Source organism: Paenibacillus sp. UASWS1643, from assembly GCF_008693195.1.
Lineage (GTDB): Bacteria > Bacillota > Bacilli > Paenibacillales > Paenibacillaceae > Paenibacillus > Paenibacillus amylolyticus_B.
The window spans coordinates 38,972-53,204 of sequence record NZ_VXKZ01000115.1; the positions used below are offsets into that span (position 1 = coordinate 38,972).

Annotated in this window: 12 protein-coding genes and 2 pseudogenes; 12 read left to right on the top strand and 2 right to left on the bottom strand. The window is 42.1% G+C overall.

Going from position 1 to position 14,233, the window contains the following annotated elements; genetic code table 11:
* The first annotated feature begins 197 nt into the window (after window positions 1-197).
* The 6 genes from FE296_RS24810 (at window position 198) to glnA (ending at window position 6,541) form a co-directional block, all read left to right on the top strand.
* Window positions 198-761, top strand: coding sequence for a ribonuclease FAU-1 family protein (locus FE296_RS24810; protein WP_150366691.1), 564 nt, complete (start codon window positions 198-200; stop codon window positions 759-761).
* A 110-nt stretch (window positions 762-871) separates the two neighbouring features.
* Window positions 872-1,843, top strand: a complete 972-nt coding sequence (locus FE296_RS24815) for an AAA family ATPase (protein ID WP_062834999.1) — start codon at window positions 872-874, stop codon at window positions 1,841-1,843.
* 119 nt (window positions 1,844-1,962) lie between these two features.
* Complete coding sequence (hflX, locus tag FE296_RS24820) at window positions 1,963-3,249, top strand: GTPase HflX (RefSeq protein WP_091011958.1); 1,287 nt, start codon at window positions 1,963-1,965, stop codon at window positions 3,247-3,249.
* An 84-nt stretch (window positions 3,250-3,333) separates the two neighbouring features.
* Complete coding sequence (locus FE296_RS24825; protein WP_150366692.1) at window positions 3,334-4,587, top strand: methionine gamma-lyase family protein; 1,254 nt, start codon at window positions 3,334-3,336, stop codon at window positions 4,585-4,587.
* An 82-nt stretch (window positions 4,588-4,669) separates the two neighbouring features.
* Window positions 4,670-5,083, top strand: a complete 414-nt coding sequence (locus FE296_RS24830; RefSeq protein ID WP_017687924.1) for a MerR family transcriptional regulator — start codon at window positions 4,670-4,672, stop codon at window positions 5,081-5,083.
* Window positions 5,084-5,212: 129 nt separating this feature from the next.
* The gene (gene glnA / locus FE296_RS24835) at window positions 5,213-6,541 is read left to right on the top strand and encodes a type I glutamate--ammonia ligase (protein WP_091029299.1); all 1,329 of its coding nucleotides are present in this window, start codon (window positions 5,213-5,215) and stop codon (window positions 6,539-6,541) included.
* Window positions 6,542-6,611: 70 nt separating this feature from the next.
* Here glnA and FE296_RS24840 read toward each other — a convergent pair whose 3' ends face one another.
* The gene (locus FE296_RS24840; protein WP_150366693.1) at window positions 6,612-7,796 is read right to left on the bottom strand and encodes a tyrosine-type recombinase/integrase; all 1,185 of its coding nucleotides are present in this window, start codon (window positions 7,794-7,796) and stop codon (window positions 6,612-6,614) included.
* 1,145 nt (window positions 7,797-8,941) lie between these two features.
* Here FE296_RS24840 and FE296_RS24845 point away from each other — a divergent pair.
* The 4 genes and pseudogenes from FE296_RS24845 to FE296_RS24860 all read left to right on the top strand — a co-directional run bounded on the left by FE296_RS24845 (window position 8,942) and on the right by FE296_RS24860 (window position 12,514).
* Window positions 8,942-9,961 (top strand): phosphotransferase enzyme family protein, encoded by a 1,020-nt coding sequence (locus FE296_RS24845; protein WP_150366694.1) that lies wholly within the window; start codon window positions 8,942-8,944, stop codon window positions 9,959-9,961.
* Window positions 9,962-10,657: 696 nt separating this feature from the next.
* Window positions 10,658-10,834: pseudogene (locus FE296_RS24850) on the top strand (peptidase G2 autoproteolytic cleavage domain-containing protein); the annotation flags it as partial.
* A gap of 114 nt (window positions 10,835-10,948) precedes the next feature.
* Window positions 10,949-11,110 (top strand): annotated as a pseudogene (locus FE296_RS34215) (helix-turn-helix domain-containing protein); the annotation flags it as partial.
* Window positions 11,111-11,212: 102 nt separating this feature from the next.
* Window positions 11,213-12,514, top strand: a complete 1,302-nt coding sequence (locus FE296_RS24860; protein ID WP_150366695.1) for an aldehyde dehydrogenase — start codon at window positions 11,213-11,215, stop codon at window positions 12,512-12,514.
* Between the two features lie 105 nt (window positions 12,515-12,619).
* Here the strand turns inward: FE296_RS24860 and lexA are convergent, their stop codons facing one another.
* Window positions 12,620-13,246 carry a transcriptional repressor LexA gene (gene lexA, locus FE296_RS24865; protein ID WP_017688034.1) on the bottom strand — a complete coding sequence of 209 codons (627 nt, stop codon included), beginning with the start codon at window positions 13,244-13,246 and terminating at the stop codon, window positions 12,620-12,622.
* Window positions 13,247-13,542: 296 nt separating this feature from the next.
* On the opposite strand from lexA, the gene FE296_RS24870 reads away from it, so the two are divergent.
* Window positions 13,543-13,920: a LysM peptidoglycan-binding domain-containing protein gene (locus FE296_RS24870; RefSeq protein WP_150366696.1), complete on the top strand. Its 378-nt coding sequence runs from the start codon at window positions 13,543-13,545 to the stop codon at window positions 13,918-13,920.
* Window positions 13,921-14,015: 95 nt separating this feature from the next.
* Entirely contained in the window at window positions 14,016-14,225 is a 210-nt protein-coding gene (locus FE296_RS24875; protein ID WP_017688036.1) for a DUF896 domain-containing protein, read from the top strand.
* The last annotated feature ends 8 nt before the right edge of the window (window positions 14,226-14,233 follow it).

Consider the following 14,233-nt stretch of genomic DNA (forward strand, 5'->3'; position numbering starts at 1 on the left):
GGAAGCTGATTTGATGAATATGTGGGACAAAGCTTGATTTTGAGTGTATACCTTAAATATGGTAAGCTGTAACTATTCGTAATACGTTGTTCAAGATGGGCCCAGAGCGCTGGAATCTATCATGCGGACGTTATTACATTGTTCACCAATAACATCAGAGCAGGTCACGGACCTGTAGTCGGCAAAGAGGGGTTCGTATGAAACGGAAATTCGGGGACCGCGCGAACTGGCGCCGGATTACGAACCGACAATTCACATGCCGGTTCGTTCAATCCAAAATTTTCACAGGTTATATTACGTTGTACACCATACAGGATTTGAAAGAACCTTTGTGGAAAACTTATGGAGGCAGTACCTTCTGTATCGCAGATAAAGGGTATTCCTGGCTACAATACTATCCGAAGGGAGAGCACTTTGTAGTTACAGCGATGTTTGACGATCAGGAACGGATTGTAGAGTGGTACATTGATACATGTCGTAGTCAGGGGATAACCGATCAGGGCGTTCCTTGGTTTGATGACCTGTATCTGGATGTCGTTGTACTGAAAGATGGAGAAGTATTTTTGCTGGATGAAGATGAGCTTGAAGATGCACTGTCACGGAAACATATTACAACGGGTGATTATGATCTAGCGAACAAGACGGCTAAGGAACTGCTGCATGCCATTGATGCACATGTATTCCCATACTTTCAGTTATCACTGAAGCATAGGCAGAGTTTGTTTGAGAATGGAGAGTTTCAAAAAAACATTCAGATTTGAGACATCTACTTATCCGTAGAATTCTTCATGATCCTTCTAATATTGGAGCACCTGATAGAATACATTAATAATCAGGAGAGTTCAGCCCGATAAAATAGAGGTGATGGCGAATGAACGGACGGGTCATGGCTGCAGGAGAGCAACCAGGAGGCAGACCATCCAGACAAATTAATATTGTGTTGCGTAACCAGGAACCTCAGATGTTGGTCAAAGATGAAGCAGCGGCAGTACAGGCAGCCAAGAGTATAACCAAACATGCGCACTTCCAGGAGATACAGGGTGAATTGGAGCAACTGGTTGGACTTGAAAATATCAAAGACTTGGTATTTGAGATTTATGCTTTCCTACAGATTGCTCAGATGCGTACTGAAGCAGGCTTACTTAGTGGTGCGCACGTGTATCATATGATCTTCAAAGGCAATCCGGGGACAGGTAAGACCACCGTGGCGAGGATCGTTGCCAAACTCTTTCAGAAGATGGGTGTGTTGAGTAAAGGTCATCTTATTGAAGTAGAGCGTGCGGATCTGGTTGGAGAATATATCGGTCACACGGCGCAGAAAACAAGAGATCTGGTCAAGAAGGCACTCGGTGGGATATTGTTCATTGATGAAGCTTACAGTTTGGCCCGCGGGGGAGAGAAGGATTTTGGCAAGGAAGCTATTGATACGCTTGTAAAATCAATGGAAGATAACAAAAATCAGTTTATACTGATTCTTGCCGGGTATTCGGAAGAAATTGATTTTTTTCTCCAGACGAACCCTGGATTACCTTCCCGCTTCCCCATTCAAGTGGAGTTTCCAGACTATAGTATTGATCAGTTGATTCAAATCTCTGAGATTATGGCCAAAGAGCGTGATTATATTCTAATGCCTCAGACCATACTCAAGCTAAAGCAACATTTGCTTCAGGAAAAAAATGATTCGCTGCATGCGTTCAGTAACGCCAGATACGTTCGTAATGCCATTGAGCGTTCGATCAGGCATCAGGCGGTTCGTTTGTTGGAACAATACTCGGAAGGCAGTCCAGGAAAACTGGAGCTGATGACAATCCGTACAGAGGATTTGAACTTTGAGCGAAAGTAAGCGATAATATAGTTTTTACACCAGCCGGCCGGGCCAACCGGTTCGGCTTAAGGCATGCCATGGCATATTCGTGGTAATGAATATCAACGGAATAGTAATTAGAGGGAGTGAACATATACATGACAAATGGCACACATGATACAGATATGGTCAAAAAAGATCGCGCCGTCTTGGTGAGTCTTGTTACGGACGATGTAAAACGTACAGGTATCAATCCTGAGTACTCTTTAGAGGAACTGGTGAAACTTGCCGAGACAGCTGGAGTGGAAGTGCTAAGTGTACTTTCTCAGAACCGGGAAAAACGGGATACCAAATGGTTCATTGGTAAAGGTAAGGTGGAAGAGCTTCGTGCAATCGCGGAGGAACTCGGAGCTACCACAGCTATTTTTGATCAGGAATTGTCAGGTGCGCAGGTTCGTAATCTGGAAGAAACCCTCGATCTCAAAATTATTGACCGTACCCAATTGATTTTGGACATCTTTGCACAACGTGCCAACACTAGAGAAGGTATTATTCAGGTGGAATTGGCTCAACATAGCTATTTGCTGCCACGTTTGTCGGGTCATGGCAAGAATCTGTCCAGACTCGGGGGCGGAATCGGAACAAGAGGCCCGGGTGAAAGCAAGCTGGAGACAGACCGTCGTCACATCCGTGGTCGCATCGATGATCTGAAGCGTCATCTGGAAGAATTGACTCGTCATCGCAAGTTACATCGTGAACGCCGCAAAAAAACAGGTATTGTACAGGTGGCCCTTGTTGGTTATACCAATGCTGGCAAATCGACCTTGCTCAAGCAGTTGACGGCTGCAGATGTGTATATTCAAGATCAGCTATTCGCTACTCTGGATCCAACATCACGTACGATGGAACTTCCAAGTGGTAAAGAAATCGTACTTACCGATACGGTTGGTTTTATTCAAAATCTCCCGCATGATCTAATTGCAGCATTCCGAGCAACGCTGGAGGAAGTGAATGAAGCAGATCTCATCCTGCATGTTGTGGACGCCTCATCAGCTATGCGTGAAGATCAAATGCGGACGGTTAACACGATTTTGCAAGAACTTGGTTCAGGGGACAAGCCGCAGTTAGTACTGTATAACAAAAAAGATGCATGTACACCAGAGCAACTTGAAATGCTTCCATTGGATAAAGGCCATATTAAAGTAAGCGCATTAGACTCTGAGGATCTGCTTAAAATCCGTGAATTAATTCAGACAGAGCTGACAGGTGATACGAAACGCTTCCGTATTCCGGCAGAACGTGGTGATCTAACGTCCATACTCTACAAAATTGGTGATGTGGTGGATACCAGCTTTGAAGAGAATGATGTAATTTATGAAGTTGAATTGCAAAAAGGTGAATATGAGAAATTTGGTTATATGCTTGAAGAATTCATTGAATTGTAATATTCATGACATATTGGTGTGATAAGTTGACACGATAATATATATTCAACGTCAGATTCGTGCTATGAAGGGGAATGAAGTAAGATGGTAAGCTTTGATTCAGAAATATCTGAACTTCAACGTCAAGTGGAGCGTCAGATTGAAGGACAACTGCAACAGATTGATCGGATCACAGATCACAATCAATGGAAGGTGATTAATGCTTTTCAACAGCGAAAAGTAAGCGATTTTCACTTTGCAGGTTCAACAGGTTATGCCTATAACGATCGTGGGCGTGAAGTGCTTGATGAAGTATATGCTGATGTTTTCGGCGCGGAGGCCGCGTTGGTGCGTCCTCATTTTGCTTCAGGTACTCATACGATTAGTACAGCTCTCTTTGGCGTGTTGCGCCCAGGTGACGAACTATTGTACATCACGGGTAAGCCTTATGACACATTGCATAAAGTTATTGGCAAACCCGGTGATGGCACAGGTTCATTACGCGATTTTGGCATCGGTTACCGGGAGACGGCCTTAACTGATGAAGGTGGAGTGGACTGGGCAGCAGTTGAAAAAAGCATTACACCGGCTACAAAAGTCATTGGGATTCAACGTTCACGTGGTTATGACTGGCGATCCTCCTTCTGTGTTGCTGAGATTGCTGAGATGGTTACGCGTGTTAAAGGGCTTAAGGAAGATCTCATCGTATTCGTAGATAATTGTTACGGTGAATTCACAGAGGAACGTGAACCGACAGAAGTCGGAGTTGATCTGATGGCCGGATCACTGATCAAGAATCCTGGTGGAGGCATTGCGGAAACCGGTGGATACATATGCGGGAAGGAACAGTACGTACAGCTGGCAGCTTATCGTCTGACAACCCCTGGAATCGGGGGAGAGGTGGGAGCAATGCTGGGGACAACACGTGGCATCTACCAAGGACTTTACATGGCACCGACAATTGTAGGACAAGCTATCAAAGGAAGTACCTTTGCTGCTGCGATGTTTGCTGAATCGGGATTTGTAACCAAGCCGGCCTGGAATGAAGCTCGCACAGATCTGATCCAGGCTGTTCAGTTTAGCTCTGCCGAGCATCTGATCGCCTTCGTGCAGGGGATTCAGCGTGCAGCAGCTGTGGATAGTCATGTGGTTCCTGAACCGTGGGATATGCCTGGTTATGAGCACCCTGTCATTATGGCGGCAGGTACGTTCATTCAGGGTGGAAGTCTGGAATTATCAGCCGATGCGCCTATTCGGGAGCCGTATATCGGGTATATGCAAGGCGGATTAACGTACTCTCATGTCAAATATGGCGTTTTGATGGCGTTACAGACTATGAAAGATCGCAAATTATTGTGAGTTTATCTAACACGTCATTGACACTTGGTAACAACTAAATGTACAATAGGGTGAAGAATAGATGACTGGAAGGTTGATGAACATGGGTGATGAAATTCGCAGAAATATGGCCTTATTCCCGATTGGTATTGTAATGAAACTTACGGATCTGTCTGCACGTCAGATTCGTTACTATGAGCAGCACAGCTTGATTGTTCCTGCGAGAACGTCAGGTAATCAACGTTTGTTCTCTTTTAATGACGTAGAGAGATTGCTAGAGATCAAGGCTTTGATTGAAAAAGGAGTTAACATCGCGGGAATCAAACAAGTGATGAATCCTGTTTCGAAAGAATCCGAGGAAGCTACAGTTATCACGCCAGACACTGAAGTTAAACGCAGAGAGCTGTCCGATACGCAGTTGCACCGCTTGCTGAAGCAGCAGCTGGTATCAGGTAAGAGACCAGGACAAGTATCTCTCATTCAGGGAGAGCTTTCCCGATTCTTTAATAAAAATTAAATTCGCATAACTTGGCGAGTGAGGGGAAAACATGCACTTTTGGTGTGAGACTCCTTGACCCGTGGAACTTTCTAATGTACAAATATAACAGGCAAGCCAAATACGCAGATAAGAAAGGGAGAGGTTATAGTGAGTTATACAAAAGAAGACATTCTCCGCATTTCGAAAGAAGAAAACGTACGATTCATTCGATTGCAATTTACTGATTTGCTTGGAGCTATCAAAAACGTTGAGATACCTGTGAGTCAGTTAACTAAGGCACTGGATAACAAAATGATGTTCGATGGATCTTCCATTGAAGGTTATGTACGTATTGAAGAGTCCGACATGTACCTCTATCCAGATCTAGATTCTTGGCTTATTTTCCCATGGGTTGCAGAGAACCGTGTTGCACGTCTGATTTGCGACGTATATCTTCCGGATGGTAATCCGTTCCCAGGAGATCCACGTGGCATCTTGAAACGAAACCTGAAGGAAGCCCAAGATATGGGATTCACTTCCTTCAACGTTGGTCCTGAACCAGAGTTCTTCTTGTTCAAAACAGACGAAAAAGGAAACCCAACAAACGAACTGAATGACCAAGGTGGTTATTTCGACCTTGCGCCTACGGATCTTGGTGAAAACTGTCGTCGTGACATCGTTATCACACTTGAAGAAATGGGCTTTGAGATCGAAGCTTCCCACCATGAGGTAGCTCCAGGTCAGCATGAGATCGACTTCAAATATGCAGATGCTCTGAAAGCAGCTGACCAGATCCAAACGTTCAAACTCGTTGTTAAAACGATTGCACGTCAGCATGGTTTACATGCTACATTCATGCCGAAACCGTTGTTTGGTATGAACGGATCCGGTATGCACTGTAACCAATCCTTGTTCAAAGGCAATGAGAACGCATTTGTTGATGAGTCGGACGAGTTGGGTCTGAGCAAAACTGCTCGTCACTTCATGGCTGGAACTCTGAAGCACGCACGTGCGTTTGCAGCAATTACTAACCCAACTGTGAACTCATACAAACGTCTTGTACCCGGTTATGAAGCACCTTGTTATGTAGCATGGTCTGCTAGTAACCGTAGTCCAATGATCCGTATTCCGGCTTCCCGTGGTTTGAGTACACGTGTTGAGGTTCGTAACCCGGATCCGGCTGCTAACCCTTACCTGGCTTTGGCTGTTTTGTTGAAAGCAGGTCTGGACGGAATCAAACGTGAGCTTTCCTTACCAGCTCCAATTGACCGTAACATTTACATCATGTCAGAAGAAGAGCGTGTGGAAGAAGGTATTCCAAGCTTGCCAGCTGACCTGAAAGAAGCATTGAATGAATTGATCCGCAGCGAAGTAATTTGTGACGCTCTCGGCGACCACGCCTTGGCTCACTTCTATGAGCTGAAAGAAATTGAGTGGGATATGTACCGTACACAAGTCCACCAATGGGAACGCGATCAATATATCACGTTGTACTAATACCTGAATCCCCTGTAACTACGGGGTTTTGAAGTAACTAGCCGGGGGACGTTTTGAGGAGATTGCACTTCTATTGAGGTTGCGTCCCCCAAACGTCCCCCGGTTTTTGATTCTCTGATCCAAAAATACGGGAAGTGTACTCTTCATATTTATCAATGTTTCTCTTTTCTAGCTTTTTAGAAATATGAGCATACACATCGGATGTAATTTGCACACTGCCATGCCCAAGTTGCTCTTGTACAAATTTTATGTCAGCCCCAGCTTCAAGCATGATTACGGCATAGGTATGTCTCAAGGAGTGAATTGTTAATTCCTCACTCAAACCAGCCTTTCTCAAAATCCTCTTCGAAGCATTAAAGAGACTAGATTTAGGCATCGGACTACCGTCGTTTTTGCACAAGACGAGGTTTAAATCGTGTCTGTACATTGACTCCCCTAAATTGATCTTATTTTGATTCTGCCATGAAGCATGATACCTTAAATCATTAATAATTCCGTTACTTACACTAATTGTGCGGGTAGAATTTTCGGTTTTTGTATCTCCGAAAAGTTCGTCCTCGTCTTCAGCTTGGAAATCGATTGTTTCATCCACGCGGATTGTCTTTTCTTTGAAATTGATATCCGACCACTTTAGAGCGGCAGCCTCACCTTTACGTAACCCCGTTTCAATCAGCACTTTAAAGAAAATCCAATAAATGTACCCATCTCCTCGAGCAGTATGAAGAAATTTGGGAATGTCCTCTGAATCAATGAATTGGATCGTCTTCTTTTTGTGCTCTCCTTTAATAATTGAACCTTTACATGGATTGCGTAATATTTTCCCTTGAATCAATGCATGCTCTATGGCTGAGTATACTGTTGAGTTAATGATCTCGACCGTTCGTTTACTGAGTCCCTTTTTAAATAGAGAGTCCAAAAAGACTTGATACATATCTGGTTTTAAATCCTGGAGCATCAGACACTTAAAATAAGGTTTGATATGGGTGTTAAGATTGTTATCATGTAGTTTGATTGTGTTCTTTCTTACAACACCTTTTTTGTAATTATCAATCCAATTACGAATGTAATCTACCAAAGGAATGTCTGTCTGTTCAAACCCTTGCTTTAGCTGCCTTAAAAATTCAGCAGCAGCTAGTTCAGCCTCTGGTTTAGTTCGAAAACCAGCCTCGGATTTCTCTTTTTGTTGTTGAGTGAACGGATCGGTGTACTTTAACCGATACCTCCAGCCACTTTTCAATTTTTTGAAACTTGCCAATTTCATTCCTCCTACTAGAACGTTAGTTTTTTTTGTATGTAAAACCGCCTCACAGCGGTGTAAGCGATAAGTTAATCAATTTTGAGCAGAGTAGTGAAATGTTCTGGGTTAAAGATGAACAAGGAGAAAGGGCTTGGAATTAGAGTCGGAAAAGATATTTAAAAAAAATCATCAAAAAACGAGCCTTCGGTAACTAAGGCTCGTTTGTGCAGAGGTTTCTTGCGGAAAAGTTCGAGACCAGAACTTGTAGCCGAAAAGGACAAGGAAATGATCTGATTACCGATTAGATAAGTATTTAACTACTTGTCACTGCTCTAATTCATTAAGCTGGCGGGCAGTTTAGTTTAAGATTAACTGCGGTGAACCATATCATCGCTAGTGATAAAGCAGAGAATTGAACTGGATATCGCATCGGCAACGCTGAGTTTGCAGGAAGGAGCTTAAAGTATTCACGTGCTCGATACATGTGGAGTGTCTTATATTGATGGTCCGTAAGGAATAGATGAGATGTGACAGTTTCGCTCAAACGACTTAATTGTATAGTGTTGACACTTCGCCCACTTGGAGTAATATGTTACTATTGAGGTAGCATTCTATTTCCGATGAAGACATATTTTAGTTGAATGTTATTTAGGAAGGAGAGACACTATGAAAAGGTTCGAGATATGTTCTATGCAAAGTCTATTTTATGAACAACGGCGGTTGTTTGTATAGAGCTAATAATATAAGTAACCGCTTAAATCCGGATAGTGATAATTGTTATAGTGTAGACTTTGCTACCTTAAAATTCAACTATTTTAAGGAGCGGCTATCATGAGATATGTAAATGCCGACATCATCTTTCCAGAAGAATTTCTAAATGAAATACAAAAGTATATGAACGTTGGATTGGTTTACGTTTCTGGATGGTGACACTATCGAGAAACTTTCAGATCGATTTTGCCTTTCAAACGATACTATTAAAAAGATCGTTTATATAAAATAATAGTTTAACAAAAGTCGCATTGGAAGAAATTCTAATGTGACTTTTTTGTGTATAGTATAGTTTAAATTGTTTACTACATATTTTCAAGCTTTTACTATCGTTATAATAACATATAAGAGAAGTAGTTATGTACTTCATAAAAACTGTAGGGGGATAACAAATGAATGATTTTTTTAGATTTGATACTGATGAAGAACGGCGGGCATTATTAATCAGAGCAAGGAAAGTCGCTTTATCTGCAATTCGAAAGTATGACTTAGAATGGGATAACATCCAGTTTATTCAACTATCCGATACGATCACGTATAAAATTGAAACCAGTACAGATAACAATTATTTACTTCGCATTCATTCGGACCGATTAAGCAGAGAGGAAATTCGTTCGGAACTCCTACTGTTACAAGCACTGAACAAATCGAAAGATCTAAATGTACCAGAAGGGGTGGCAAATTGTGATGGTATTTATGTATTGGACATCGAAACAGAGACAGGATATAGGCGCCCTTATATAACAATGATGCGATGGATAGAGGGTGAAAAAGCAGCAGGTGAATTTACAGATAGTCAAGCATATAATATGGGTGTATTGATGAGCAGGCTCCATGCAGCAGCAAAGGATTTCAATCCACCTTCTGATTTTGTAAGACCTGCTTGGGGAGTAGAAAGTTTTAAACGTGAAATGGCTAAGTTGGAACGTTACTATGAGCGTTTTTTATCCGAAGAGGGATGGAAGCTGTATCAAGATGCAGCTGAGAAGGTTGTATCCCAACTTACCACGATGCATCCAAGTGAACATAACTATGGGCTCATTCATGCTGATTTACATACCGGTAATATGGTTTTTGAGGATAATCAACCCTATCCGATTGATTTTGGAAGATGTGGGTACGGATATTATCTCTACGATATGGCAGGCACCATATTGGAGCTTTGGCCAAAGCATCGATGGATGCTTATCCAAGGTTATGAGAGTATTAGGAAGTTGCAAACGGACTATATTCGGGATCTGGAATGTTTTTTTGTCATGTTCATGATCGAGAACTGCTGTCATCACGCCTCTGATCCAAGAGAAACAACCAGTTTAATCGAGGAACAAAAGTATGCCCAAGCATACATAAGAGAATATTTAAATGGTAATCCATTTTTATTCGAAGTGATCGAGCCTGTAAATGTGGATTAATACTAACCGATACCGGGCTAAAATAATGATATCCTATGGTGATGATTTACAATAGGTCGCTGTGTAGAGTGTTTGTTCATATCATCAAGTTTTAAAAACGTGAGCTATGACTTAGAGTTGTTCTTCAGCTTCTCTAGTTCCCCTCCATTTTGGGGTATATTTTGACGGAGCTGTTTGGGTCGTTTCGTGATTTTTTAAACTGGCATTGAATTGGAATGAAGGCGACTCGAATTGGTGGGTCGTCTTTTTTCTTTTCTAGGGTCTTGATGGTTTGCGCCGGATGTTCAGGACAGCGAGATGCCAAATACGGTTGAGGCATTATGGAAGATCGAGCTTTTATATGGAAAGCATCAGTCCTATACGGAGAGTAAGTATGCGGTAAAGTTAACAACGAAGCTGGAGGGGGAGCTTCGAAGTGCTCCTTGGTCATCGATTTGAGGGATAAGTTCGATGAGTTCCTCAGAGATTTTAATGTTTTTGGAAGAGGGAGAAGGCAGAGCTGCATCAAACCATTGATTATGTGAAGCTTTAAACTTCATATTCTGCAGAATTAGCTTAATGTAATTATTAAGAACCCCTTTTATATCTTTAAAGCCTCCTAATCCAATTGGTCACTCGAAGCCACCTCAGATACACTAAATGAAATGAGGAGAGCGTCCATGAAAATATGGAAACGGGCAGGTTACAGTCCCATCACACACGTTGAAAACAGCATTAATCAATCCTCAGTATGATCCTTTACAGACTTACGTTTCTCGGTTGGGGCGTCCAGAATGGGTAGCTGTAGGAATGATGGGAAAACTTCTGATAAGAGATGATGGCACATGTCGAGAGAACGGGTTGTGTATAGAACGTTATTTCTTTTTTGTGTAGACGGATTGTAATATGAAGTGCGACACCTACTGGAAATAAATAAAAAAGGGCCCATAGCTGGATTCATGTAGAATGAAAATTCCTACACCACATTCACACAAGGAGAATCCAGCCATGAGCTACAGACATCTTAGCATAGTTGAACGGAGCAAGCTAGAAATCCTACACCAGCAAGGCAAAAGCTGACGAGCAATCGCAAAGGAAATGGGCAGACATCCTTCGACCATTTGCCGTGAATTAGAGCGTGCAGCTTCATTTGGATCCTATCAGGCGGAGCATGGATGTTTCAACTGTATGTTGAAAGTTTCATATAAAAGAGGTATACTTTAATTAAATTTTTAACAATTTAATTTTAAATAATTAATTGGAGATGTTATTATGGATCAGGCAAAACAACTAGTGACAGAACAACGTACATTTTTTTATACAGGACAAACTAAAAATATCGAGTACCGAATTAATGCGCTGCAACAGCTTAGAAAAGGAATTGAAAAGTATCAGCAACGGATTCAAGATGCACTTCGGGCTGATCTGAACAAATCTGAGGCGGAAGCTTACGGTTCCGAAATTCGCATTGTTCTGGGTGAACTGGATTTTGCATTAGAACACCTGCAGGAATGGGCTGCACCCAAACAAGTCCCAACCAATTCGGCTATGCCGGATGGGGTGAGTACCATTTACCCGGAACCATACGGAGTGGCGCTTATTATTGCACCTTGGAATTATCCGTTCCAACTGGCCTTTGGCCCACTGATTGGAGCAATTGCAGCCGGTAACTGTGCAGTTATCAAGCCTTCTGAATTAACACCAGCCGTATCTCGTCTGACTTATGATCTGATTCAGGAGATCTTCCCTCAGGAGTATATTGCGGTTATGGAAGGAGAAGTTGAGGCCAGTACAGCATTGTTGAAAGAGAAGTTTGATTATATTTTCTTCACAGGCAGCACAGGTGTTGGTCGCATTGTGATGAAGGCAGCTGCGGAGCACTTGACTCCTGTAACTCTTGAGTTGGGTGGTAAGAGTCCTGCTATTGTCCATAGTGATGCAGATCTGAAGCTGGTGGCCCAGCGTATTGTTCGTGGTAAGTTCCTGAATGCAGGGCAAACTTGCGTTGCTCCGGATTACTTGCTTGTGCATGAACAAGTTCATGATGAATTGATCAGTCTGATTGGCGCAGAGATCAAAGATAAATTTGGGGATGATGTGTTACAGAATGCTGATTTCCCGCACATTGTCAATGCGCGTAACTTTGATCGGTTGTCGGGATTCCTCACAGATGGCAAAACGCTGATTGGTGGACGTTCTGTACGTGAGCAGTTGCTCATTGAGCCGACTGTACTTGGCGATGTGAACTGGGAATCAGCTGTGATGCAAGAAGAGATCTTCGGTCCAATTCTTCCTGTGTTTACGTACAGTGACCTGAATCCTATACTGGATGAGATTGTTCGCCGGCCAAAACCATTGGCGCTATATCTCTTCACACAGGATGAGCAACTGCAGGATCAGGTTCTGAATCAAGTATCCTTCGGTGGGGGATGTATTAATGACACACTTTCTCATATGACTTCACACTATCTCCCGTTTGGTGGTGTAGGAGAGAGCGGTATGGGCTCATATCACGGTCAACAGAGCTTTGATGTGTTCTCGCATCACAAGAGTGTTCTGAAACGCAGTGAATAATTAGCCGCAAAAATAACATAAACATGAAAAAAAGAGGTTGTCCTGTTGATCAGGACAACCTCTTTCGTATTTCATTACATCTAGTTTTGTTACTCAAGTTAAATATTAATGAATATCTCGGAAAAGGCCAATGACTTTACCCAGAATACTAACATGTTTCAATCGTAAAGGTTCGAAGGTCGCATTCTCCGGTTGAAGGCGAATATGATCTTTCTCTTTATAGAACGTTTTCACTGTAGCTTCATCGTCTTCAGTCATTGCAACCACGATATCACCGTTATCAGCAGTTTGCTGTTGACGGACAATAACGTAATCTCCATTAACGATTCCAGCTTCCACCATACTATCTCCCACTACTGAAAGCATAAACACTTTTTGTTCACCTACATAATGTGTAGGAAGAGGGAAATAGTCTTCAATGTTCTCGGTTGCAGTGATTGGAACCCCGGCTGTAACCTTACCAACAACAGGAATACGTGCAACGCTATGAGCAAATTGATGAGAATGCTCAGATTCTTCCTGGCTCAAAAGCTCAATGGCTCTTGGCTTGGTAGGGTCACGTCGGATCAAACCTTTTTTCTCCAAACGATCCAAATGTCCATGTACTGTTGAGCTGGAAGCAAGTCCAACAGCTTCACCAATTTCCCGTACGGAAGGAGGATACCCCTTCAACCGGACTTCATTTCGTATAAACTCCAGAATAGCCTGCTGCCTGCTGGATATCTTCGACATACCGTATCAACCCCATTTTAGTAACGTTTGGGAAAATTATAACATAGAACCTCCGTTCGTACAAACATAAGTTCTAAATAAAATAGCATTAAATCAGTGTTTTTTAACTTATACAACAGAAATTGTCCAAAAGTCAGAGCATAATACTGCAAATGCTTTGCAAAAGGAAGTGAAATAAGAAATTTCTCCTTCAAAAAAGAAGCGAACAATTGTTCTAAAAATCTATTGAACAAAACAAGTGTTCGTGTTATATTGATTTCAACAGATAGGAACAAACGTTTGGAGGCGGGTATTTAATGAGATATTCTACTTATCAAAGCATTTATGAACCAATGAATTCGGAACTGGTGAAGTCTAAAATAGGGAACTACAAGAAGGTTCTAGCGCGCTTCAAGATTTTTTCATGGATGTTAAAGGTAGCCATTACCTCTTTGATTATATTTATTGGATGCAGCACTGTTTTAACTGTATTTGCTGGCAATGAGAATGATGTTCTGCCTGGAGGAAAGATAGCCGTTTCACAAGGGGAAACATTATGGAGTATTTCTTTGGAACATAAACCGACGAATATGGATACACGTATTTATATAGAAGCAATTAAGAAAGTGAATCAACTTCAAGCGACTTCCATCCAAGTGGGGCAAGTACTAACTCTACCGCAATTTGCAGAATAAAATGCACATCAATGAGTGTTAAGGCGTGTCAGCTTGACAAGCTGCCTTTATAATGGCAAAGTTAATATGACTTTGTATTTTTGGAGGGGACAAGCTTGGATATAGATAGTCTGGTAGCACGCATTAACGAATTGGCTCGTAAGCAAAAGTCCACTGGATTGTCGGAGGAAGAACTTGCTGAACGTGCCGAGCTAAGAGAGATTTATTTGAGCAATATTCGCAGCAATTTCAGACAACAACTGGATACCATTGAGATTGTTGATGATGAGAATGACAAAGGCCACCAAGGCAAACTCAAACACTAACGAAACCT

What these genes read in the sequence shown, in the direction of transcription:
- FE296_RS24810 (WP_150366691.1), top strand. Translation starts at nt 198, where the DNA reads ATGAAACGGAAATTCGGGGACCGCGCGAACTGGCGCCGGATTACGAAC.
- FE296_RS24815 (WP_062834999.1), top strand. Translation starts at nt 872, where the DNA reads ATGAACGGACGGGTCATGGCTGCAGGAGAGCAACCAGGAGGCAGACCA.
- hflX (WP_091011958.1), top strand. Translation starts at nt 1,963, where the DNA reads ATGACAAATGGCACACATGATACAGATATGGTCAAAAAAGATCGCGCC.
- FE296_RS24825 (WP_150366692.1), top strand. Translation starts at nt 3,334, where the DNA reads ATGGTAAGCTTTGATTCAGAAATATCTGAACTTCAACGTCAAGTGGAG.
- FE296_RS24830 (WP_017687924.1), top strand. Translation starts at nt 4,670, where the DNA reads ATGGGTGATGAAATTCGCAGAAATATGGCCTTATTCCCGATTGGTATT.
- FE296_RS24845 (WP_150366694.1), top strand. Translation starts at nt 8,942, where the DNA reads ATGAATGATTTTTTTAGATTTGATACTGATGAAGAACGGCGGGCATTA.
- FE296_RS24860 (WP_150366695.1), top strand. Translation starts at nt 11,213, where the DNA reads ATGGATCAGGCAAAACAACTAGTGACAGAACAACGTACATTTTTTTAT.
- lexA (WP_017688034.1), bottom strand. Translation starts at nt 13,246, where the DNA reads ATGTCGAAGATATCCAGCAGGCAGCAGGCTATTCTGGAGTTTATACGA.
- FE296_RS24870 (WP_150366696.1), top strand. Translation starts at nt 13,543, where the DNA reads ATGAGATATTCTACTTATCAAAGCATTTATGAACCAATGAATTCGGAA.